This window comes from Bacteroides uniformis (assembly GCF_025147485.1).
Lineage (GTDB): Bacteria > Bacteroidota > Bacteroidia > Bacteroidales > Bacteroidaceae > Bacteroides > Bacteroides uniformis.
The window spans coordinates 1444584-1469077 of record NZ_CP102263.1; the positions used below are offsets into that span (position 1 = coordinate 1444584).

Genomic DNA, 24494 nt, shown 5'->3' on the forward strand with positions numbered 1-24494 from the left:
ATCTGTTTTTATTTAGTTTATCAACAAACTATAGGTCGCAAAGATAATCTTTTTCTTACATTTGTGCTCAACATTAACGTCTTGTTAACATGGAACAACTACTGCATTATGTTTGGAAGCACAAAATATTTCCTTTGTCATTGCTCCAGACAACCTCCGGCCGGCCGGTAGAAGTGATAGATCCCGGTTTGCCGAACATGAATGCAGGCCCCGATTTTTTTAATGCCAAACTGAAAATAGACGGTACGCTCTGGGTGGGCAACGTCGAAGTGCATACGCAGGCATCAGACTGGCTGCTCCATAGGCACGACCGTGACAAGGCGTATGATACCGTCATCCTGCACGTGGTGGGCGAATCGAATTGTGATGTGTACCGCACGAACGGTGAGCTGGTTCCCCAGATGGTGCTCACTTGCCCCGACACTGTCCGCTTGCGCTATGAAGAGCTTCGGCAGACAGAGATTTATCCTCCCTGCTATTCCATCCTTGCCTCCCTCCCAAAGCTGACCGTCCATTCCTGGCTGTCCGCTTTGCAGGTAGAGCGTTTTGAGCAGAAAGCATGCGTCATATCCCAGCGGCTCGAACGCTGCAATCATCATTGGGAAGATGTTTTCTTCATTACTCTTGCTCGTAACTTCGGCTTCGGGCTGAATGGGGATGCTTTCGAGGCATGGGCAAACCGCCTTCCATTCCGCGCCGTAGACAAGCATCGGGACAGTCTGTTTCAAGTGGAGGCTTTCTTCCTGGGGCAGGCAGGCCTGCTGGAGGAGGTCTCGGCAGAGGCAGATGATTATTATTTGATACTTCAGAAAGAGTTCCGCTACCTGCAACACAAGTTCGAGCTGCCAGCTCCCATGTCTGTTGAGCAGTGGCGGTTTCTGCGTCTTCGTCCCGATAACTTTCCACATGTACGCCTCGCCCAGCTTGCCTGTCTGTATCACAAGGAGCAGTCGCTCTTCTCGCGTGTTATGGAGGCTGAAACGCTGGAGGCGGTGAAGAAGATACTGGCTGCCAAGACTTCCGCGTATTGGGAGGAGCACTTCAATTTCAGAAAGGTTTCACCCCGGAGGGAAAAGCGGGTAGGGGACGGTGCCTTGAATCTGATTGCCATCAATACGGTCATCCCGTTTCTTTATGCTTATGGCCTGCACAAGGCCGATGACGTTTTGTGTGACCGTGCCACCCGTTTCCTTGAATCCTTGAAGGCCGAAAACAATCACGTAACCCGACTTTGGGATGGTGCCGGTTTGCCGGTATCTACCGCTGCCGATTCGCAGGCTCTGCTTCAACTTCAAAAGGAATATTGTGACAAGAAAGACTGCTTGCGTTGCCGGTTTGGTTACGAGTATCTGAAACATAGATGATAATAATTATCGCCCCATAGCCTTAGCATTTTATTACTTTTATATTATCTTTGCGCATTGAAAAATAATCCGAGTATATGAAGGCTATCCGCTTTGTTTTTTGTCTGTTTGCGGCACTCATGCTGACGACTCTCAATGGTCTGGCTGCCGAAGAGGAGGATTTCAAGACATTTCTCCAGAAATTCACGTCCAGTGCTTCATTCCAGTATTCCCGAATCAAGTTTCCTTTGAAGTCTCCCATCGCCCTCTTGAAGGATGACGGTGAGACGGAACAGACTTTTCCCTTCACCCGCGAGAAGTGGGCATTGCTAGACGAAGAAACGCTGAAGGAAGGACGTACTACCGAAGAGGAGGGAGGTACCTATATTTCTCACTTCACTGTCAATGAGCCTGCCCATAAAGAGTTCGAAGCAGGCTATGATGAATCAGAACCTTCCCTTCGTGTGGTCTTTGAACTGACGGATGGCAAGTGGTATGTCACCGACTGCTATAACGACTGGTACAACTTCGATCTCCCTATCAATGAACTGGAAGAAACTATTCAGGCGGTACAAGAGGAAAACAAGGCTTTCGAAGAACTTCATCCTTGATGAAGTGGGGGCAGAAATCCGCCTCAATCATTATTTTATCCTTCTTCTGTACGATTTATGCCCCTCTTTTTCCAAAAAGAGGGGTTTCTTTGTACCGTACTAATACATTGAAATATGCGGTTACAACTTCTTTTGATGCAACTTCTCTTATGTGTCCTCCCCGGTATGGAGATGGGCGCTTCCTGCCGGCTTACCGCCTGGGTCGTGGAGGATTCTTCCGGAAAAGTGGAAATTACATGTATCGGCGATACGATGGATATTGTATCTCCGGACGGGCTGTCCCTTTGGTATAAGGAACGGTTGACGGGAAACTATGAGATTACCTACCGGGTACAAGTGGTGGTTGAGAATGGTAGCTACGACCGTCTCAGTGACTTGAATTGTTTTTGGGGGGCCGATGACCCCCGGCATCCGGATGACTTCTTTGCCCGCAGTGCATGGCGCAACGGCGAGTTCAAGAATTACAATACGCTGGACCTTTACTATGTGGGCTACGGCGGTAATGATAATGGAACTACGCGTTTCCGTGAATACCATGGAGAGTATTATGGAGTGGACGATGCAAAGATTAAACCCATCTTGAAAGAGTATACCGATGCCGCCCACCTTTTGAAGCCCAACCATTGGTATGAAGTTAAAATCCGTGTGGAGAATGGAGCCACCACTTATGCCATGGATGGTGAAGAGCTTTTCAGCTTACCGGTTGCCGATGGCAAAGGAGACGGCTATTTCGCCTTACGGTTGTGGCAGAACCACGTACGTTTTGCAGATTTCCAAGTAGCAAATATCGATAACCTTAAATAAACAGACATGATGCAATTCAGTAAATGGAAAATAGGAGCGGTAGCGCTCGTTTGCATGTTGCTGCCGGGCAGTGTACACGCACAAATCGTGAAGAATGAGCGCTTGCTTTCTTTTGAGGAGAAGCAGGTTCCGGCGTTTGTCACTACGGCAGCCGGTTCGCAGTTGGGCATTAGCGACGAACATTATAGGGACGGCGACCACAGTTTGAGCTGGACTTTCGAGCCGGGTGCCGCACTGTCTATCAAAAAAGACTTGAAATTTGAGAAGAAAGACCCGACGGGGAAAGACACCTATCTTTCGGCTTTCATCGTATGGGTGTACAATGAGCAGGCCCAGGACAAGCAGATTCTGTTTGAGTTCCTGAAGGATGGCAAGGTATGCACCTCTTTTCCTTTTGGCATCAACTTTACCGGTTGGCGCGGAGCATGGGTATGTTATGAACGCGATATGCAAGGTACCCCGGAAGAAGGGATGGACGAAATCCGAATTGTAGCCCCCGACGTGAAGGGGAAACTCTTTTTCGACCATCTGATTACTGCCAGCAAGGTGGATGCCCGCCAGCAGACTGCCGACTTGCAGGTACCGTTTGTAAATAAGGGAACCACCAACCACTGGCTGGTTATCTACGAACACTCCTTGTGGAAACCGGACATCCCTCTGACAGACGTGACCGAGGCGCAGAAGCAGGATATACGGATTATGGAGAAGCGTTTCCGCGGCATGCTCTACACACCTTCCGCGCTTTCGGACAAGGAGATGCAGTCCATCCGTGAGAAGTATGATTTTTATCGGATTACCTACAAGAACGGCAAGGTAGCAGGACGTCCTATCTATTTCGTACGTCACTCCGAGGCATACGAACGTATGGTACCCGATTGGGACAAAGATATGTTCTCCAGACTGGGGATAGAGATAAGCGACTATTTCAACCTGATGAAACGCGTCGCCATCGCCTACAACAATGCGGAAGATGCGGCGCTGAAACACGAGTTGAAGCAGAAATTCATCGCCATGTACGATAACGCCACCGACCAGGGTATTGCCTACGGCAGTTGCTGGGGGAATATCCACCATTACGGATATAGTATGCGCGGTCTGTTTGTGGCTTATTTCTTGATGAAGGACGTGTTGCGTGAGGTAGGTAAGCTGGAAGAGGCGGTACGTACGCTCAACTGGTATGCCATCACCAATGAGGTATATCCCGAACCTGCCGTCAACGGTATTGATATAGATACGTTCAACACCAAGTTGCAAGGCCGCATAGCCAGCATTCTGATTATGGAGGATACACCGGAGAAACTGCAATACCTGCGTTCCTTCTCCCGTTGGCTGGACAAAGGCTGTCTTCCTGCGCCGGGATTGGCCGGTTCTTTCAAGCCGGACGGTGCCTGCTTCCATCATTGCAACAATTATCCTGCTTATGCAGTGGGCGGTCTGGACGGTGCCACTAATATGATTTACTTGCTGAGTGGTACCGAGTTCCGCCTGTCCGAGCAGGCACACGAGACGGTGAAGAAAGTGCTTCTCACCATGCGTTTCTATTGCAACCTGAAGCAATGGTCTCTCTCCATGTCCGGACGCCATCCCAACGGGGGAGGAAGTCTGATACCTATCCAATATGCCACGATGGCCATTGCCGGTACGCCGGATGGCAAGCAGAAGTATGACCCCGAAATGGCCGCTGCCTATTTGCGCCTGGTTGCCTATACAGAAGCTCCGGACAAGAATGCGCCCGACTATCTGCCGAAGGCTTCCACTCGCCACGAATTGGAGATGAAGAAGTTGCTTGAAGCCCAAGGCTTCCGTCCGGAACCCGACCCGCAAGGCAATCTGGCTTTGGGTTACGGTTGTGTATCCGTACAGCGTCGCAGCAACTGGGCTGCCGTAGTACGCGGACATTCCCGTTACCTCTGGGCTGCCGAGCACTATCTCCCCGCCAATTTCTATGGCCGTTATCTGGCACATGGCAGCATGCAGATTCTTACCGGAAAAACCGATGAAATGGTTACTTTTGCCACCAGTGGCTGGCAGGAGGCCGGTTTCGACTGGAATCGTATTCCGGGTGTCACGAGCATTCATTTGCCTTTCGACCAGCTGCGTGCCCGGGTATTGAATGTCGATACCTTCTCCGGCATGGAGGAGATGCTCTATTCCGACGAAGCTTTTGCCGGCGGTTTGTCCCAAGCACATCTGAACGGTAACTTCGGTATGGTGCTGCATGAACATGATAAGTATAACGGTTCTCACCGTGCCCGCAAGTCGTTCCATTTCTTCGACGGCACCATTGTATGCCTCGGTACGGACATCGAAAACCTAAATACCGAATATCCAACGGAAACCACCGTGTTCCAGCTTGCCGCCACCACTCCCGAAACCCGCCGGTACTGGGAGTCCTGTCAGAGTGACGGGCAGACTTATATAGATCCCAACGGCGTAGGTTATTACATTTCCAAAGCCTCCCGCCCTGATGCCCGCTACGAGAAGAACTTCCCGCAAGTGACCGTGGGCGAGCGTAGCACCAAGCCCACTTCCGGCGACTGGGTGTCCTTGACATTACAGCATGGCAAAGCCCCGAAAGGCGCTTCCTACGAATATGCCGTGCTACCCCACACGGATGCCGCCGCTTTGGAGGCATTCGCCAAGAAACCCACTTACAAGATTCTCCAACAAGACCGCAACGCCCACATTGTGCGTTCTCCGGCAGACGGTCTTACTTCTTACGTCTTGTTTGAGACTCCGCAAGCTCTGCCCGACGGCGGATTGTTGCAGAAAGCCGATACATCGTGCCTTGTCATGATACGCGAATATAAGGACAAGCTTCTGCTGACTGTTTCCCAGCCCGACTTGGCCTTGTATCGTGGTCCGAGTGACGAGGCTTTCGATAAAGACGGAAAACGTATTGAGCGCAGTATCTATTCACGCCCGTGGACTGACAATGAGAGTCAGGAGATTCCCGTAACCGTTACTTTGAAGGGACAGTGGAAGGTTGCCGAGACGCCCTATTGCAAGGTGTTGTCGGCAGACAAGAATCAGACTGTGCTGCGCTTTACTTGCCGGGATGCTGCAAGCTTAGAGGTAGAGCTAAAGAGGTAGGGAGAGTATAGGTTAGACATTGATACTGAATACCCACAACACCCGGATGTTTTACCCCATAACATCCGGGTGTTGTGCTATAAAACATGGGGATGTTTTGGGGTAATACATCCCCATGTTTTGGGTGAATACATCCGGGTGTTGTGGGTATTCGGTATAGGAGTCTTAGCCTTTCTCTCCTATAGAGAAAGATACTGGAAACGGTTGTTTAATATGTTCCGAGCAGATTGCTTACTGCTGACTGATAGTTTGCCAGTTTGCTGGTCTTATGAATGGTCTTTCTCGCTTTGCGGTCTCCGTCCGGCAATAGGTACTCCCAGAAACTTTTCATTTTCATTAATAGCTGTGCCTCACCGCCTTGCAGTAGCTCTTGATAGGCGTTGAAGACCTCGGTGTGTAGTTGTCCCACTTTTTTCGCCATTTCATCGGAAGAAATCGGGGTTCCTTGCTTGTATTCCAGCGCCAGGGCAGGATTGGCGAGTAGCCCGCGGCCGATGACGATACCTGCCAATCGGGGGAACCGTGTGGTGATAGAACGGATATCATTCGCGGTATGCAGGTCTCCGTTGTAGAACAGAGGGTGGGTGCACTCTTTGTAGAAAGCTTCAAATCCCTCCAGGTCTACCTCTCCTTTGTATTGCTGCTTGCCCAGACGCGGGTGCAGGATGATGTGTGCGAGGGGGAGTTCGTTGAACAGCGGTAGCAGGGCAAGACACTCCTCTGCCTGCTCCCAGCCCAGACGCAGCTTCACGGAGAAACGGATGTCGGGATGTCGGTCGATGGCTTCGGAGAGCAGCGCCTTCACTTCTTCGGGATAGGGCAGCATGCCGCAGCCATTGTGGCGCCGGGCCAGCATCGGAAAAGGACAACCCAGATTGATGTCCGCTTCCTGGTATCCTTTTTCGATGAAAAGGGACATTATGTGCTCCAGCTTGTCCGCATCCGGAGCAATGAGCTGGGGGATGAGGTGCAGGTCCGGGTTGTTGTCCGGCTCAATGTCACGGGCATCTTTCCGCCGGATTTCTCCGTGCTCCATGCGTACGAAAGGAGAGTAATAGGTCTCTATGCCGCCGAATATGCGTGCATGCGCCCGCCGGTAGACGGCATCGGTGTAGCCTTGCAGCGGGGCGAAGTGGATGGGTAATATGTTCTCGTTCATGGCTGCAAAGATACACATTTTTACTTCCGATCTTTGATGGGAATCACCATATTCCAAGAACGGGATGCATTTTCGAATCCTCCGGGCCCGTCCATCGTGGCAAAGAAGATGTAGGCAGGCTTTCCGTCCTCGAAGAGGATGAAGGGGCGTTCCAGTTGTCCTTGCTTCTCCACGCTGCCGTCTTCCCACTCCACAGTGAGCGAGTAGGCTTTCGGGTCTTTGTCCACCGTCCATTGGATGCCGTCTTTGGAATGTGCCATGACGCCTCCGCCCCGTTCGCCAGTAAACTTGGCTACATGGTCTTTGAAGATGGCATGATAACCGTTTGCATCTTTCCAGAGGAAAGGGTCTTCCGCTTCGCCCTGACCGTCTACTTCAAAGATGGGACAGTCATTGTTCAGCACTCGATAAGGGCCTTCTATGGTAGGAGCATAAGCCATTCCGAGGCTCATGGCCGAGTGCAGGTAACCGTTCGTGTAATGTCGCCCCTTGAATATCATCATCACCGAACCGTCTTCTTGAATGATAGGCGAGGGATTTGAGGTCAGAAAACTGTAGAAAGTATTGGGCTTGGTCTTCAAGATGGGCTCGTCCAAGCGTTTCCACGGACCGTAGGGCGAGTCGGCAACGGCCAGTCCCACGCGTTTGTTGGCGCGGGCAACGGTACACCAGGGGCTTTTCAGGGTGAGTTGTTCGTAAGTAGGGTCGGCAAAGGGGTGGGTGGAACCCATATAGATAAGGTAGTATTTCCCGTTCTGCCTCAAAATGCGTGGATTGTGTGTGGAGCGTCCGTCCCAGTATTGCGCACCACGGGCAGGGAGGGCCACTTCGCTGAACCGATAAGGTCCCTGCGGTATCTCGGATACGGCATGTACAATCTCCGAGGCTACCATCCATCCCGGATGGAACGGCAAGCTTTTGGGAAAGCGGGAAACGAACATATGGTACTTGCCGTCATCTCCTTTCACTACCGAACTTCCCCAGGCCCAATAGCCTTCGCACTCGAAAGCTGGTGTACGTGGAGCTTTGTCCAAGTGATGAAACAGTGGGTTTTCCGACTTCTGTTTCAGTTCTACCAGATTGTCCAGCTTCTGGGCAGAAGACGTTATAGCTATGAAAGCGGCAAAGAGAAAAAGCAGATGATGTCTTTTCATGGGGAGTGTTGTTAATAAGGTTATTATGATGAAACAAAGATAGCCAATCTTTTTATGCCTGTTGCCGCACTCAGCCAGTTCCGTACGAAAACTGCATCTGTTTTGTATGATTGCCGTCATTTCTTCCCTCTGCCTTTCATTATATTTGCTGAAAATATAATCGGACATTATACAATAACCAATACGATTCTAATATGCAGAGAAACCTTATTCTGACCATTCTCGGCCTTTGCTTGGCCGCAACCGCTTTTCCGCAGGAGAAGGAAACGCAGTTTGCTTTCAATAATTATCACCGTTACTACAACGAAGCCCGGCAGCGGGGGGATGCAGAGAAGGAGAAGTCCATCAAGGCTTTCCGCGCTTCCTTTGCGCAGCATCCTTACCGTTATCATTCCCTGGACACCCGGTTGAGTGCGCAGGAGTGTCTGGCACAACTCACTGCCGACGGTATCTTTTCTGGTTTAAGGGAGCAGGAAGAGCAATTCCGCAAAGAGAATGCCTTTCAGAAGCCTTACTCCAACCCGCAGGCCGAAATAGGCTTGTTCGTGGCGGATGCCTTCAACCGTATCTGGAAAGTAGCGGATGCCTATCGTAAAGGTGAACTGACAGAAGAGCAGGCCTTGTCCGGTAAAGTGCTGAAGGCAATCTTGCATTACGGCGGTATCGAGGCAGGACGCCCCAATGACGGTCCCCGTTTCCATGCATCTTGCTTTGCCATACCTACGGCAGCGGTCAATACTTATTTCTGCTATCTGAAACAGATGGACGATGCTGAAGGTGGGAAAGGCGGCACATTGCTGCAAGAGGCGTGCGATATGTTGAAAACCATTGCCTTACAAGCTTGGACCCAACCTCTCCGCCACGACGAAACCGATGAGAATGTAGTTTCCATTTCCCGTTTCCGCAACCATGTGTGGTGGGTGGGCGGCAATGCATTGGCCTATCGTTCCCTATTGCCCGTGGCCGCCATGTACCGTTCCATTCCTATGATAGACTTGCTGGCGGAAGTTTGCCAGCGCGGTATCAGTATGACCTCCCAAACTACGTATTCCGATGCTTTCTGGACTGAGGGATTCACTGCCGACGGGGCAGGTTGGGGACATGGAAAGCAATGCCTGATTTGGGGCTATCCCATTGACGGGACTTCCAATGCACTTAAAATGCTGAATATGCTGAAAGGCTCTCCCTGGGCCAAGAATCTGGGCCGGGATAATGTGCAGGCACTTCTTAATTTCCTGCGTGGTGGTGCCTGGTATTATTATAAGGGATATCGCCTTCCTTGCCTGGACCGTGGCTCGTATGTATATAATCCCACAGAGCTTTCCATCCCTTATGCCGGAATGCTGGATAACCTTATCGGCAACTGGATGGACTCTTTCACCCCCGAAGAGCAGCGGGAACTGTTGCAATTGCAGCAAGAGGTGAAGAAGAATCGCATCACGATGGAGACGTATGCTCCGGGCGTCTATTCCGGTACCCGTTGGTTCTTCAACAACGACGACTTGATAAAGAAGACTCCCGACTATCATATCACGATTAATATGGCCTCTGTCCGCTGTGACGGACTGGAGAGTGCAGCCAGCTTTGCTGATGCCTACAATTTCTATCCGACGGATGGAATGACGTTGTTCCAGCGCAGCGGCGATGAGTATTTCCGGATTATGGGCGGTTGGGATGTCACCGCTTCCCCAGGTGTGACTGCACGCGAAGGCATGGACAAACTGGTTCCCGTAGAGAATTGGCGTGGTTATTGCAGCAGGAGTAATTTTGCTGCCGGTGCTACGGATGGCGGGAGTAATGCCGTTGCAGGATATATCTTCGAAAAGATGAACGCTTCTGCGAAAGAGGGTGTGAACGACAAGGGGAACAGTGAGGGTTTGAACGAGGTTCTTTATGGCTTCAAGGCATATAAGTCTTATTTCATTCTGGGAGATTACATGGTAGCTTTGGGTGCGGGCGTAACCAATAAGCGTCTTGAACTGGATGGGGAGATTCGCACCACTATCGACCAGACGGCTTGGACGGATGAAGTTTTCTCGATGAAAAGGGAAAAAATGGAGCTTGTCGCTTCCGGCACTCACTCGCTTTTGTCGGCAGATGGTACTCCCCTCTGGCTGGTGCAGAAAGGTAAGTTTGCCTATCGGATACTTCCTGAGTATACCCGTGAAGCATTTGTTACTTGCGAGACTCGTCCCACAGATTGGGTGAAGCGGAACAAGGTGAATGAAAAGAAACAAGGCTTGCCCTCAGAAGTCAGAATCCTCCGTCTGTGGGCAAATCATGGACAGCGTCCGGTTGATGATACCTATGGCTATGTGGTTTATGCAGGCCGGCAGATACCATCGGATGAACTGCCGTTCCGGGTATTGCAGAACGATACCCTGGTGCAGGCGGTCTGCTCTATGGATGGAAAGGTGGTGGAAGCTGTCTTGTATCCCGGCAATAAAGGTTTGCAGGCAGAAGGTTTGTCTCTTTCCGCTTCTGCCCCATGTGCGGTGCTGATAAGGGAAGAAGCAGGGGAGATTGTGGTTTCTGTCACCGATGCTTGCATGAATGCGGCTCTGAAAGGGATTCGGATTGTTCTCAATGGAAGGGAAATCAAAGTACCTATGCCGCAGGGGATGCTTTGTGGAAAACCGGCGGTAATACGTGTGGATAGAATGACAAATCAATGATATAGATTATGAAAAAGATTCTTTTATTAATTATTTTCTGGGCTTGCATCGGTGTACTGCAAGCACAAGAACACTTTTCTGCTGCCAGTTTTTATCCGGTGCCCAATTCCGGCCGCGAGGTATTGGACTTTAATCCCGGATGGCGTTTTCATCGGGGGGATATTCCTTTAAAAGCTGATCCTTTGCAACTGGATGACAGCAAGTGGGAGCTGGTAAACCTACCGCATACCGTACAGCTGGTTCCTTCCGAGGCGAGCGGTTCTCGCAATTATCAGGGGCCGGCCTGGTATTCCAAGCGTTTCACTGTCGATACTCGGTATCAAGGTAAGCGGTTGTCCCTCTATTTTGAGGCGGTTATGGGTAAAAGCAGCTTTTATATCAATGGTTACAAGGTAAAGGAGCACTTCGGTGGTTTTCTCCCGGTGAGTATAGATTTGACTGCTGTTGGTGTGCGTCCAGGTGATGAGGTAACCGTTGCCGTATGTGCTGATAACAGTGATGACCCTTCTTTCCCGCCGGGGCGCAAACAGTATACGATGGATTTTTGTGTATTTGGTGGCATCTACCGTGATTGTTATCTTATCTGTACCGGTGACGTGCATGTAAGCGATGCCAATGAGGCTGGCCAGGTGGCTGGGGGAGGCGTGTTTGTCAGCTATGAGGATGTGTCGGACCAAAAGGCTCGGGTGAATGTCAAGACTCATATCGTCAATGATAGAGAGAGTGGTTGCCGGGTGGTAGTGGAGTCAACCCTGCTGGATGCTGTTGGCAAGCAGGTGGCCAGTACAAGGAAAAGTCTCAGCTTGTCTGCCGGAAGTGATGGACACGTCATGCAGCAGCTCACTGTCAGAAATCCGTCTTTGTGGCATCCCGATACTCCGAATCTGTATCGGCTCCGCACCTCTGTCTATCTTAACGGCAAGCTGTGCGACGCTGTTGTTTCCCGTATCGGTATCCGAAGCATTGAGTTTCGCGGTGCCGACGGTCTCTATATCAACGGTAAGCCGTTCGGAGACAAGCTGATGGGGGTAAACCGCCATCAGGACTATGCTTATATCGGGAATGCCGTACCCAACAACCTGCATTGGCTGGACGTGAAGAAAATGCGTGATGCTGGTTTCCGGATTATACGCTCGGCACACTATCCCCAAGACCCTGCATTTATGGATGCCTGCGATGAACTGGGCATGTTCATTATTGTAGCCACTCCCGGCTGGCAGTACTGGAATCCGGAACCGGTGTTTGAAGAACGTATCCTTTCCGACATCCGTAATATGGTCCGTCGAGACCGTAATCATCCGTCTGTCCTTCTGTGGGAACCGGTACTTAATGAGACGGCTTTTCCGGAGTCTTTTGCACAGAATGCCTATCGGGCTACTCATGAAGAGTATCCGGCTCCGGGTTGCTATGCTGCCATTGATGACAAGAGCAAAGGAGCAATGGGATATGATGTAGTTTATACAGCCCCCAAGAACGAGGCGTTTTACCGGAATGCAGGCAAATCCTGCTTTACCCGGGAGTATGGTGACTGTGTGGATGACTGGAATTCCCACAATTCTTACAGCCGTGTGGCACGTGAATGGGGTGAAGAGCCACAGATTCGCCAGGCCCAGCACTATGCCCGCAAGGATTATGGCGGCTCTCTTACGGTTGATCAGTTCTACAAATCTCCTCGGGGGCATATAGGAGGTGCCTTGTGGCATTCGTTTGACCACCAGCGTGGTTATCATCCTGACCCTTTCTGGGGAGGACTGATGGATATGTTCCGTCAGCCAAAGTATTCCTATTACATGATGATGAGCCAGCGTGATCCGCACCTGCACTTGGAGCAGGCTGATAGTGGGCCGATGGTGTATATAGCTAATGCCATGACTCCTTTTTCCCCCGAGGATATAGTGGTTTATACCAACTGTGATAGTGTACGTGTCATTGTGAACGAAAAAGACACCCTTGTGCAAGTGCCGTTGCTGGAGGAGAAGGGGATTCGTCATCCTCCCGTTGTTTTTAAGGGTGCTTATAGCTTTGTGGATGTCCGGGCACTTCATCGGGCCGGGAAACCGGAACAATGTAGTATTGTGGCTGAGGGATTCCTGGATGGCAAGATTGTTGCTAGGACCAAGAATATGCCTTCCAAACGTAATGAACAGCTTGTACTGACTGTTGATTCTGGACTGCCCCTGCGTGCCAATGGTTCGGATATGGTCACGGTGATTGCTTCCATTACCGATAAGGATGGCTATGTAAAGCGCCTTTCTCAAGAAACCGTTATTTTTGAGGTGGAAGGAGAAGGAGAGTTGGTCGGTGGAAGAGAGGTAGAAGCCAATCCCCGTGTCAGTCGTTGGGGGACTGCACCTGCACTGATCCGTACAACAACGAAAGCAGGTACTATCAAAATAAAAGCACGTCTTTTGCATCCAGGTATACAGTTCCATCCCCAGGCAGTGATTGAAATAGCTACTTTGCCTGCGGAACGTGTAGCCTTGTATAGAGAGCTTCCGGTTCCGCAAAAGACGGAAATCTTTGGAAAAACTGAAGTCGGAGAGATTGACTTCAATGAAATAGAGCGCCTTGCCAGGGAAGAGCAGGAACGTATCAATGAAATGAAGCAGGTGGAACAGCAGCAACGCCACTTTGAAAGTACGGAAAAGAAATAGCATTTACTGGTATTTTTGTTTCTACACAAAAAAATAAAAACATCTGTCACGCTATCACGCAAAGGAGTATATATGTGATTATAAATTTATTAGGGTGTGATAGGTGTTTTTTCATACCTATCTATCACGCTCTAATGAGAGTATTGGAAATAGAGTGATATCGTTGTTTTATCTATTAGGGATAGTCTTATATTGTTAGTTTTCAGCATGAAGCTTTTAGTTTCCAGCTGGATGTCTTTTCCCTGATTTAGTTGGATGTTGTTTGGGTAGTATTACATTGTATTGATAAATAAAAGGGAGGAACCTCACGGCCCCTCCCTTTCGTACATATCAAATTGATTAAGGTCTATTTGATTTCTTGATAAATAAGGTTAGAAGTTTTGTGTTATTACGTTTTTATCAGTATTAGTAGCCTGCATTATTAGTCCACTGTGTCAGACGGATTTGCTGATAAGGTATGGGGAAGTAATAATGGTTGTTGCTTTGGAAAAGCGAACCATTCCAAGTCTCGGCTCTAACTTCACTTACCTTTTCCAGACGAACAAGTTCGAACCAACGTTTCATTTCTGCAAAGAATTCCCAACCGCGTTCGTTGAATACAGCTGTTGTGAAAGCTGTAGGATCAGTAGTTGTGGTCAGCTGGTCTTGTGCATAACCGGCACGTTTCTGTACTTTCTGAATGGCATCCAAAGCTTGTGCGTTTACACTGTTTGTGGCACGGGTGGAAGCTTCTGCGTACATCAGCAGGACATCGGCGTAACGGTAGATACAAGTGATACCATTAGCTTGGGCACTCTTACCGGGTGCGCCGTTGTCATAGTCATAATACTTGGAAATGGCGGGAAGCTTATCGGCACTTTCTTTATAAGTGACATGACCGTTTTTAGTTTCCCATTCTGTCATATAATTCCACTCTTTACGTGCATCATCCGGATAATTTAGAAAGAAGCTTTCGTTTGCATAGTAGTCAGACCAACCGGCATTGGGGGCAAAATCGCTGGGGTAGTAAGACTTTCCATAGTTACTTGCCGTCTTCATCTTCGCATTATGGTGGATGGCAAACATTACTTCATTGGGTTGTGCTTTATTGGCTTCTTTCCACAATTCTGCATATTCTTCGGTCAGGTACAAACCAGAGTTGTCTATGATGTCTTTAGCTGCAGCCGCTGCCAGTGAGTAATACTCTTGTCCTCTTTTCAAAGGCCAACCGGCCATTGTCATGTAAGCGTCTGCCAGACAAGCTTCGGCTGCCCATTTGGAAGGAGTAGAGCTGAAGCCGCTGCGACTTTTTGCCGGTAATATTTCTACTGCTTTTTTCAAGCTAGGAATAATCGCTTGATCATAGATTTCTGCAACAGCAGTTCTCGGCATGTACGTTGAAGCGTCTGTTTCTGCTAGAATTAGGGGTACATCACCATACATGCGTACCAAATAAAAATAAGAAAGTCCACGGAGGAAGTAAGCTTCTCCTAATACTTCTTCAAACTTCTTGGCTTGGTCTGCATTTTCCGGTAATACCGTCTTATTAATAAGTGTATTGGAGTGGTTGATAACGGCAAAAAATAGTGACCAAGTAGTATCGAAATCTGCAGTGTTGGCTGTGATATTGGGAGATAGTCTATAGTAATTGGCCAATTCATTATTTGCTTTTGCCGCACGATAAGTAATATCATCTGCACATACATTTATGCGTTGTAAACGGCAGTTAAAACCATAGTTCCCATTCCATAAATCGTTATAAAGTCCTGTTGCAGCTTGTTGAAGACCTGTTAGGTCCATGCTGGCAATGTAATCTTCATCAGTAATGAAAGACTGTGGCTCTTGGGTCAGGTCTACACAAGAAGTTGTCAGGAACATACTGCAGGCTATTGTTGCTATATATGCTAATTTTTTCATATTATTCTTGTTTAAAAGGTAAATCATTAGAATGCAAAATTTAAACCAATCAGATAATTACGGCTGTTAGGATATGAGCCCCAATCAACACCTTGTATCAGTGGGCTTCCCATTGTTGCTTCAGGATCCAGACCGGAATAGTTGGTGATATGGAACGGATTCTGGATGGAAACATAAAGTCGGAGATTGCTGATACCAAGTGATTTGCAGGCTAATTCGGGCAAAGTGTAACCCAAGGTGATACTTTTCATCTTGATAAAGCTTCCATTTTCTACAAAACGACTGCTGAATACTTTGTTTTCTGTGCCTCCTTGTACGAAACCCGGTACATCTGTATTTGTATTGGTTGGCGTCCAACGGTTCAAGAAGTCACGCATTGGAGTTACTGCAGCCATGTTCTGACCGGAAACTGTATTGAATCCCATTTGATGAGTTGCATTGTATATATCAAAGCCATGGAAACCTACCATAAAGAATGAGAAATCAAAATTCTTGTAATTGAAGCTATTGTTCCAACCCCAGTTAAATGTCGGTTGACCACAGCCGATGATACCTTGGTCTGCATCATTCAGTACTCCGTCTTTATTGGTATCTACATATTTAGAGTTACCAGCTACGACTTTATAGACTTCACCGTTTGTTTTGCCATTTGTTTGACCGTTGGCGTCTACGAATGGAGCGTTCACTTCATCTTCCTGCCAGATACCTCCGAAAGTATATCCCCAGAATGTACCTAATTTTTCACCTTCAATCATCTGGAATAATTGATTTTGGAAACTTCCGGCTTGCTGTTGGCGATGGTTAGCTGTAGGTATGCTGTTGAAAGTTCCTTTATTATGCGATAAAGTAACGTCGGTATGCCAGCTGAAGCCTTTACCGGTAAATGGGTCTGCACTGATTGTGAACTCTATACCAGTATTCTTGATTTCGCCAGAGTTCATCAACAATGAGGGAAATCCCATGTGTGTTGGTTGTGCCAGATCCAACAAAATATCTTTGGATAATTTGCTATACCAATCGGCAGTCAAGCGTATGCGACCGTTGAGTATACCAAAATCAACACCTGCATTGAACTGGTCGTTACGTTCCCATTTTAGGTAAGGAGCAGCAGGGCGGTCTACTTTATAAGAGGTGGAGCCATCACTATTTCTTATTGGAGTACGTTTGGAATAGGGGCGGTAAGCTTCTACAGCTTGGTTACCTACAGAACCATAACCGAGGCGAAGTTTCAATTGGTCGATAAAGCTGTTGTCTTTCAAAAAACTTTCTTGTTTCAAGTCCCAAGCCAAAGCTGCAGATGGGAAATAGCTCCATTTATCAACAAGACGTGAAGAACCATCTGCGCGAATAGATGCAGTAACCATGTAACGGTTCATAAATACGTAGTTTACACGTAACATACCTGACATTAATGTATTGATAACACGGTCGGAGCTATTGGTAGCAAGCTCTGCATTTGACCATGCCAAGTTGTTTATACCGATCCTATCAATATAATCCAAACCATAAGCAGTACCGGTATGATTGAAATTATTATCATAAGACTGTTCGAAAACAGCAGTTGCGTTGACACGATGATTAGCATTAAATTCTTTTACATAACTTAATGTGTTGGTGTTTAACCAGGAAGTGTTCCAGTAACTACGTGCTTGACCTTGCGATAAATTGCTATTCTTGAAAGCATAGTAACTTTTGTCATTTTGTACGGAAGTGTTTAGTCTATTGTCAAGCAGAACTCCCAGTTGTGAGCGGAAGCTCAAACCGTCCATGATGTCAAACTGGACATAACCTTGTATACGATTATTTATTGTCTTGTTGGCATTGTCTGCTTCCCAAATATGCCCCATTGGATTGTAAGTTGAACTACCCTCAAAAAATGAATTATTGTAGTTTCCATCTTCATCTTGCGGTTCAATAGTACTGGGAAAGTACATTGCTTGTTGGATTAAACCATCATATTCATTGACACGTGGAGTACTTGTTTCTCTGTAGTGACCATAGATGTTCATACCAGCTTTCAGCCACTTCTTGATTTTGGTATCTACTTTCAAACGCCAGCTGTAGATTTGGCTACTTGACTCCTTGATGATACCTTCATCGTTTTGATAGCGGAGAGATGCCAGGAAAGTAGTCTTTTCGCCACCACCTGCAATAGACATTTCATAGTTCTGTGTAACGGCAGGGCTGCGGAAGATTTCTCTTGAGTAATCATAACCTGCTTTGCCAGACTTGAAGGCTGCTAATTGCTCTGCACTATAATAGTGATTGTCGCCGTATCCAAAATATTCCTTACCATAGTCATTAACCAGGTTGGCATATTCATAGGTAGAAAGATTATCAGCATACTTGGCTACAGTCTTGATGTTGGCAAATGCATTAAAAGATACGGTCAATTTGTCTTGGGATGGGTTTTTGGTAGTAACCAAGATTACACCGTTTGCACCGCGAGAACCGTAAACAGCTGTTGCAGATGCGTCTTTCAATACTTCGATAGATTGAATATCGGAAGGATTCAACGACTGAAGGGAACCACCGATGAAACCGTCGATAACAACCAAAGGACCGGTTTCTGCTGTGATAGAGTTGATACCACGTACACGGATGGTATTGTCTTCAGTAGGATTACCGGAACCAGAGAGAACTGATACACCGGCCATACGTCCCTGCAATGCATCGGATACATTACCGGTCGGGGTATTCTTCAATGCATCTGCTGCTTTTACAGAAGCAACTGCACCGGTCAGGTCACTCTTACGTTGAACGCCGTAACCCACTACGACAACTTCCTGCAGCAATTGGCTGTCTTCTGCCAGTTTTACGTCGATTTTGGTCTTTCCGCCTACGGCAATCTTTTGTGTCTGATATCCGATATAGGAGAATACGAGAGTTGCGTTTGCCGGAACATTGGGAAGGGTGTAGTTTCCGTCAATGTCTGTGATACATCCGTTACTTGTTCCTTCCACCTGGATAGAAGCACCAATCACCGGACCTAAGTTGTCAGTCACTGTACCTGTTACTGTGAGATTCTGTGCATTGGCCTGCGTGGCAAATAGGACAGAAAGCAACATAATACCTAATGCTTTAAAGAAGCTGGATTTCTGTTTCATAAATATTAATTTAATTAGTTATTAATAAAGGTTGTTTCTTTGTTTTGTACTCACTTCAGAGTTGAATCACATCGCAAATGTAGGGGATGGAATATACAAATGCATTAGTTAATAGTTCGCAAAAAGTACGAATTCGTACAAAACTTGCGAACTATACCACTCTTGTACTTTTATTCCCTTTCACTTTGGTTCTTTGCTTCCTTCACCTCTTCCAGTAGGGCAGAGAGCGTTTTTACCTTGTCCGGATGGGCTTCTGCCACATTGTCTTTTTCGGACGGATCAATGGAAAGATTGTACAGTTGGGGCTGCGGGGCGTTGCCCATTTCTATTTTCGTCCAATACTCCAGTGCCGGCTTGTCGCTGGGCTCTATGTATTTCCAGTCTCCTTGGATAATGGAGAGTGTATTGTCCAGATTCTGTTGTACAATATAGTCACATCCGGCAGTGTCGGTTCCCAGAAAGTTGTTGAGCTGGTCGCGGCTGTCGGGAGCGATGCCTGCTTCCAGCGGATGGTCCAGCAGGGCGGCGAGTGAAGCGTATACATCAATCATGGAGAAGGGGGCTTGTTGTTTGCCGGGCTTGATGCCATTGGGCCAGCGTACAATGAAGGGAATGCGGGTACCGGCATCGAAAGCGCTGTACTTCCCGCCGCGGTAGTGCTTCATGGGAGTATGGCCGTTCAGCAGTTCGCGTGCCTGGTCCTGATAGCCGTCGTCTATGACGGGACCGTTGTCACTGCAGAATACAAAAATGGTGTTGTCGGCAATGCCGAGGCTGTCCAAAGTGTGCATGATTTCACCCACGGTCCAGTCCAGCTGGAGGATGACGTCGCCACGTACGCCCAAACCACTCTTGCCGGCGAAACGCGGATGTGGCACGCGGGGAACATGTACATCTTGCGTACCCATATAAAGGAAGAAAGGTTCGTCTTTATGGGCTGTGATGAAGTTCTTAGCTTTGTCTGTAATCACGTCGGCAATGTCTTCGTCTGTCCAAAGGGCGGATTTGCCGCCGGTCATCCAGCCGATGCGGGGGATGCCGTTGATGATGGTGTTATTGTGCCCCTGGCTGGGTTTCATCTTGACGAGTTCGGGGTTTTCGAGACCGGTGGGCCAGTCACCGACCTTGTGGTCGTAGCTCACAGTGATAGGGTCGTTGGGGTCGAGACCCACTACATGTCCGTTCTCTACAAAGACGCAGGGAACGCGGTCGACGGTAGCGGGGATGATGTATTCATAGTCAAAGCCGATGTCTTGGGTGTTCGGTTTGATGGAGTGGTTGAAGTCTGTACCGCCTTTAGGACCCAGGCCGAGGTGCCACTTGCCCACTGCTGCAGTGGCGTAGCCTTCTTCCTTGAACATATCGGCCATAGTGACGCAGGCGGTATCGATGATGAGTTCGGAATTGCCCGGAGCAATGCCGGTATTCTTCTGTCGCCAGGGATACATGCCTGTCAGCAGGCCGAAGCGGGAAGGGGTGCTGGTGGAAGAAGTGGCATAAGCGTTGGTAAACTGCATGCCTTGTCCGGCAAGGCGGTCAATGTTGGGAGTGCTTACTTTGGTGGCACCGTAACAGCTCAGGTCGCCGATACCCAGGTCATCAGCAATCAGATATACTACATTGGGCTTCTGCGGCGAGTGCTCCGAAGTCTTGTCTTTAGGTTGGCTTCCGCATCCCGCTATCAGGGCTGCACCGGGAATCAGAGACCACAAGGGGGAAAAATGCTTCATAGTTCTTTGACTTTAGATTGTAATTCTGAGGTCAAAGGTAAGAGGTTTTATGGAATCGGGTGTATAAGGAAGTACAAGGGAAGGGAGAAAAAGTACAAACCGTATCATGCGATGGCTTGATGTACAATATTAAGATGTCTCTTCACTGTCTTCCGTACTTTCCTCTCCTCCATTCTCTCCTTTGCGGTAGGCCAGTGGGCTGACATGGTAAATGTCCTTGAAGCATTTGGAGAAATAGCGTGAAGAACTGAAACCGATCCGGTCCGCAATTTCAGTGATATTCAGCTCCGGATTGTTGCGCAGCATCAGAGCGCCTTTCTTCAGGCGGATGGTCAGGATAAAGTCGTTCGGAGTTTGTCCGGTGATAGCCTTCAGCTTGGTGAACAGATTGGTGCGTGCCATTGCCATTTCACGGGCAAAGACGTTGACGTTGAATTCCGTATCGTCCAGATGTTGCTCGATGACTGCCATGGCACGGTCCAGAATCTCCTTGTCTATGGGGTTGGTGGCAAGCATCTGTACAAAGGCTTGCGGCTGCTTGCTGAACTTCTCCTGCAGGAGGATGCGCGAGTTCACGAGGTTGTTGCAGCGCGAAATCAATAGATTGGTGTTGAACGGCTTGGTGATATAGTCATCCGCACCGATGCGCAGTCCCTCGATATTCTGTTCGATGGCAGTACGTGCCGTGAGCAGTACCACGGGAATATGGCAGGTGTTGAAGTCGCTCTTTATCTGTTTGCACAGTTCCGTTCCCGACATGTTGGGCATCACCACGTCGCTGACTACGATATTGGGCATTTCGCTGCGCACCAGTGCAAGTCCTTCCGCTCCGTCGGCCGCAGTCAGCACTTCGTAGAAGGGCTTGAAGATACCTGCCAGCATGTCGCGGATGGAGTCGTTGTCTTCCACTATCAGGATTTTTGCATCCGGGAGTCGTTTGATGGGAGCACTCTCTTCCAGCTCCGCCTTGAGCAGGGCATCGTTTTCCGGTTTGGGAATTTCTATTTGTTGCACACTGTCTGCATTCTTATTTATTTGCTCTTCGTCAAACTGTGCGTTCCCCAATTGCAGGTTTACGATGAAGCTGCTACCTTTGCCCAGTTCGCTTTCCACACGGATGGTGCCGTGATGGAGCTCCACGATACCCTTCGTCAATGCCAGGCCGATACCCGTACCCGTCTTGCTTGCATCCGTAGAGTCCATTTGGTCTATCTGGTAGAAGCGGTCGAATATCTTGTCCACTTCCCGGGCATCTATGCCGCTGCCGGTATCGGTTACGCGGATGACGGCATTGCTGCCTTCGGTCTTGATGCTGAGGGTGATGCTGTCTTCCGCCTTGGTATGCTTGACGGCGTTGGACAGCAGGTTGTTTATCACTTTCTGCATCTGTTTTTGGTCATACCATACTTCGAGGCTGTCTGTTTCCTTCTCGAAGTAGAGGCTGATTTGTTTGGCGCTGGCATATTCCAGGAAAAGCAGATAGTTTTCGTATAGGAAGTTCACGATGTTGTGTGGACTTACCTTTATCTTCATGTGCCCTTGTTCCTGCTTGCGGAAGTCGAGCAGCTCGGTGATGAGTTCCCGTAGCTGTATGCTGTTCTTGTAGATGCCCAGTACCTTGTTATATATGGCAGGCGTGAAGTTCTGGAGTTGCATCAGCGTTTCCACTTGGGCCACGATGAGTGTCAGCGGGGTGCGGAATTCATGGGAAATGTTGGTGAAGAAACGTAGCTTTGACTGGTTCAGGGCCTCTACGTCACGGATGTGCTTCTGTTCGTACTTCAGTGATTCACGCAACTTGATTCTGGACTTGTAGGTACGCACCAGATACCAGAGCAGGATTCCCGTCACTATCAGGTAGATAAGATAGGCAAGGGGAGTCTTGTAGTAGGGAGGCAACACGTGTATGGTCAGGTGGACTTGCGGACAAAGGCTCTCGTCTTTTCCGTTGGGCTTTATAATCAAGTTATAGGTTCCGGCGTTCAGGTTGGTATAGGTGATGTTGTGCAGTCCACGGGCACTGTTCCAGTCGTTGGAGAAGCCTTCCAGCTTATAGATGATGTCGTCTTTGTTGGCGGCTACATAGTTTGAAGTGGCAAACTCTATGCTGAACATGGACTGGTCAGCGTTGAGCGTAATCTCGGGGGTGCAGTACAAGGCTTGCTGCAGGATACCGGTCTCATCTCCCACTTGTATTTCCGTTCCGTTCACAATGAGGCGGGAGAGGATGATTTTGTAGGGTTTCGGCGTGAAGTTCAACTCCATTTCATGGAAGGAAATCATTCCCTGCGTGCCTCCCAGGAATATCTCTCCGTCACGGGTCACGCAAAGGGCATTCTCGTTGACGGCAGTCATCGGGAAACCGTTTTCGGCGCTGTAGTTCAGGAATGCCTTTTGCCGGTAGTCGAAGATGGAGAAGCCCTCGTTGGTGATGAGCAGCAGTTTGCCGCTGGTGGGGGATTCCTCCGTCTCATAGATACAGTCGCTGGAAAGGCCGTTCTTCGCTTGGTCAAAGTTCTCGAAGTCGTTGCTGGCAGGGCGGTATAAATCCAGTCCGCTGCCCGAAGTGGCGAACCACAGATTGCCTTTGCTGTCTTGGGTAATGTTGTTTACATTGTTGTTGCTGATGCTGTGTGGGTCGGCAGTATCATGGCGGTAGTTGGTCAGTTTGCCGGTATCGAAACGGTAGCTGAACACACCTTCGCCCGTGGCTGCAATCCAGAGCGTACCGTTGCTGTCGAAAGTGACATCTGCCACCATCTTGATTTTTTTGCCTTCTTTGCTGTCCTGGAACAGTTGTTGGCATTTCCCGTTGGCAGGGTCGAAGAGGCAGATTCCGTTTTGGGTGGCTATCACCAGGTGGTCTTGGTAAGGCGCGATATCGCGGATGATGTCGGAAGGCAAGGTCTCCGGATTACCTGCTTCCATGCGGTAGTGTGTGAATCGCCCCGAGCGTATGTCCAGTCTGTTCAGTCCGCCCAGATGGGTTCCTATCCAGATGATGTCTTTGGAGGCATCATAATAGAGAGCCTTGATGTTGTTATGGGAAATACTGTTGGGACCGATTTCCGGGCGGAACCATTTGAACTCACGGGTACGGCGGTTGTAATAGTTCAGTCCGCCCCCTTCGGTGCCAATCCACAGATTGCCGTCCTTGTCTTCGATGGTGCGGCCTACAACCGGATTGCTCAGCCCCTTCTTTTCGATGGGCGAATACATATAGCGGCTGTATATCTCGTACTCGGGGTTGAAGTAGTTGACGCCGCCAAAGTAGGTCCCCAGCCACAGCGTTCCTTGGTTGTCCTTTACGATGCACCAGATGGAAGAGTGTGTCAGTCCGTCGCTCTGGGCATCACTGGCAGTGTGGTTCTGGAAGAGTCCCGTACTTTTGTCATACCGGTTCAATCCGTTGAATGTCCCAATCCAGATGTTTCCCAGATTGTCTTCACAGCAGGCTCGCACGAAGTTGGAAGAGATGCTGTAAGGGTTCTTTGCGTCGTATTCAAAGATTTCGATGGTTCCGTCGGTCTTTACATGGTGCAGCCCTTCTTCCCAGCTGCCAATCCATAACTCGCCTTCGCTGTCTTGGTATATGCTGGTGATGTTGCCTTTCAGGATGGGGTGGGTCAGCTCGTTCTTGTCCAGTTGCAGGCGGTATGCTCCGTCGGTGGTCGTTCCAATCCACATTTGTCCTTTGTCCAGATGCATACAGCAGATTTCCAGACTTTTTCCGGGAAGCTGGTAATAGAGGTCAAAGTTCCCGGTCTGCTCGTTATAGCGGTAGATTTCATTCTGTTTTCCGATGAAAAGGGCCTCTTTGTAATATATGCTGTGTACATTTCCTTGCAGCAGGGTGGTGAATCTTTGGGTGGCAAGATTGAACTCGGCTACTCCTTCCGTACAGAGCAGGTAGATTTTTCCGTTACGGTTGCCGGCCATGCGCAGCACGGTGTTGCAGAAAAGGCTGTAAGGGTCGTTCTTCTGCAGCTTGTAAGTTTGTATGTCTTCTCCGTCATAACGGTTCAAGCCTTCTCGGGTTCCAATCCATAAGACACCGTTTTCATCGATGTAAAGGCTGTTCACGGAGAATTGTGACAGACCGTCGTCGGTTGTCAGATGGTTGAAGGTGATGTTCTGCGCCTGCAGGGTTGCAGCAATCATGCTTACTGAAACAAGAAGCAGCCGGATGATAAACGTTCGCACTTTTCGGGTAGTTTTTAAGGTTTCAGTTACAAATATAGGTATATTTTGTACAAGACTTCTTATTT

At 48.8% G+C, this 24494-nt stretch carries 12 protein-coding genes; 6 read left to right on the forward strand and 6 right to left on the reverse strand.

Translation table 11 applies throughout. The annotated features are described in order from the left end of the window. Positions 1 to 89: 89 nt before the first annotated feature. The 4 genes from NQ510_RS05425 (at position 90) to NQ510_RS05440 (ending at position 5851) form a co-directional block, all read left to right on the forward strand. Positions 90 to 1364, forward strand: coding sequence for a DUF2851 family protein (locus NQ510_RS05425; protein ID WP_005826054.1), 1275 nt, complete (start codon positions 90 to 92; stop codon positions 1362 to 1364). Positions 1365 to 1441: 77 nt separating this feature from the next. Continuing rightward, on the forward strand, positions 1442 to 1954 hold the full coding sequence (locus NQ510_RS05430) for a hypothetical protein (RefSeq protein ID WP_005826053.1): 513 nt from the start codon (positions 1442 to 1444) through the stop codon (positions 1952 to 1954). Positions 1955 to 2068: 114 nt separating this feature from the next. Continuing rightward, complete coding sequence (locus tag NQ510_RS05435) at positions 2069 to 2758, forward strand: DUF6250 domain-containing protein (RefSeq protein ID WP_005826049.1); 690 nt, start codon at positions 2069 to 2071, stop codon at positions 2756 to 2758. 6 nt (positions 2759 to 2764) lie between these two features. After that, on the forward strand, positions 2765 to 5851 hold the full coding sequence (locus NQ510_RS05440; RefSeq protein ID WP_005826047.1) for a chondroitinase family polysaccharide lyase: 3087 nt from the start codon (positions 2765 to 2767) through the stop codon (positions 5849 to 5851). 208 nt (positions 5852 to 6059) lie between these two features. On the opposite strand, the gene NQ510_RS05445 is transcribed toward NQ510_RS05440, so the two are convergent. Then, positions 6060 to 7028 carry a tRNA-dihydrouridine synthase family protein gene (locus tag NQ510_RS05445; RefSeq protein WP_005826046.1) on the reverse strand — a complete coding sequence of 323 codons (969 nt, stop codon included), beginning with the start codon at positions 7026 to 7028 and terminating at the stop codon, positions 6060 to 6062. 2 nt (positions 7029 to 7030) lie between these two features. Beyond that, positions 7031 to 8164: a glycoside hydrolase family protein gene (locus NQ510_RS05450; protein WP_008662105.1), complete on the reverse strand. Its 1134-nt coding sequence runs from the start codon at positions 8162 to 8164 to the stop codon at positions 7031 to 7033. Positions 8165 to 8358: 194 nt separating this feature from the next. Here NQ510_RS05450 and NQ510_RS05455 point away from each other — a divergent pair, with 194 nt between their 5' ends. Next, a complete protein-coding gene (locus tag NQ510_RS05455; protein ID WP_005826043.1) occupies positions 8359 to 10839 on the forward strand; it encodes a polysaccharide lyase family 8 super-sandwich domain-containing protein in 2481 nt (826 codons plus the stop codon). Between the two features lie 8 nt (positions 10840 to 10847). Continuing rightward, positions 10848 to 13493 (forward strand): glycoside hydrolase family 2, encoded by a 2646-nt coding sequence (locus tag NQ510_RS05460; RefSeq protein ID WP_005826042.1) that lies wholly within the window; start codon positions 10848 to 10850, stop codon positions 13491 to 13493. Positions 13494 to 13898: 405 nt separating this feature from the next. Here NQ510_RS05460 and NQ510_RS05465 read toward each other — a convergent pair whose 3' ends face one another. The 4 genes from NQ510_RS05465 to NQ510_RS05480 all read right to left on the reverse strand — a co-directional run bounded on the left by NQ510_RS05465 (position 13899) and on the right by NQ510_RS05480 (position 24429). Beyond that, positions 13899 to 15389 carry a RagB/SusD family nutrient uptake outer membrane protein gene (locus NQ510_RS05465; RefSeq protein ID WP_034522898.1) on the reverse strand — a complete coding sequence of 497 codons (1491 nt, stop codon included), beginning with the start codon at positions 15387 to 15389 and terminating at the stop codon, positions 13899 to 13901. Between the two features lie 26 nt (positions 15390 to 15415). After that, the gene (locus tag NQ510_RS05470) at positions 15416 to 18496 is read right to left on the reverse strand and encodes a SusC/RagA family TonB-linked outer membrane protein (protein ID WP_005826038.1); all 3081 of its coding nucleotides are present in this window, start codon (positions 18494 to 18496) and stop codon (positions 15416 to 15418) included. A gap of 170 nt (positions 18497 to 18666) precedes the next feature. Further along, positions 18667 to 20226 carry a sulfatase family protein gene (locus tag NQ510_RS05475; protein ID WP_034525476.1) on the reverse strand — a complete coding sequence of 520 codons (1560 nt, stop codon included), beginning with the start codon at positions 20224 to 20226 and terminating at the stop codon, positions 18667 to 18669. Positions 20227 to 20355: 129 nt separating this feature from the next. After that, a complete protein-coding gene (locus NQ510_RS05480) occupies positions 20356 to 24429 on the reverse strand; it encodes a hybrid sensor histidine kinase/response regulator transcription factor (protein WP_009037414.1) in 4074 nt (1357 codons plus the stop codon). Between the last annotated feature and the right edge of the window lie 65 nt (positions 24430 to 24494).

Bases quoted from the DNA above. Each gene is read 5' to 3' on its own strand.
- NQ510_RS05465 (WP_034522898.1), bottom strand. From the start codon at position 15,389: ATGAAAAAATTAGCATATATAGCAACAATAGCCTGCAGTATGTTCCTG.
- NQ510_RS05455 (WP_005826043.1), top strand. From the start codon at position 8,359: ATGCAGAGAAACCTTATTCTGACCATTCTCGGCCTTTGCTTGGCCGCA.
- NQ510_RS05470 (WP_005826038.1), bottom strand. From the start codon at position 18,496: ATGAAACAGAAATCCAGCTTCTTTAAAGCATTAGGTATTATGTTGCTT.
- NQ510_RS05460 (WP_005826042.1), top strand. From the start codon at position 10,848: ATGAAAAAGATTCTTTTATTAATTATTTTCTGGGCTTGCATCGGTGTA.
- NQ510_RS05440 (WP_005826047.1), top strand. From the start codon at position 2,765: ATGATGCAATTCAGTAAATGGAAAATAGGAGCGGTAGCGCTCGTTTGC.
- NQ510_RS05425 (WP_005826054.1), top strand. From the start codon at position 90: ATGGAACAACTACTGCATTATGTTTGGAAGCACAAAATATTTCCTTTG.
- NQ510_RS05450 (WP_008662105.1), bottom strand. From the start codon at position 8,164: ATGAAAAGACATCATCTGCTTTTTCTCTTTGCCGCTTTCATAGCTATA.
- NQ510_RS05445 (WP_005826046.1), bottom strand. From the start codon at position 7,028: ATGTGTATCTTTGCAGCCATGAACGAGAACATATTACCCATCCACTTC.
- NQ510_RS05475 (WP_034525476.1), bottom strand. From the start codon at position 20,226: ATGAAGCATTTTTCCCCCTTGTGGTCTCTGATTCCCGGTGCAGCCCTG.
- NQ510_RS05435 (WP_005826049.1), top strand. From the start codon at position 2,069: ATGCGGTTACAACTTCTTTTGATGCAACTTCTCTTATGTGTCCTCCCC.
- NQ510_RS05430 (WP_005826053.1), top strand. From the start codon at position 1,442: ATGAAGGCTATCCGCTTTGTTTTTTGTCTGTTTGCGGCACTCATGCTG.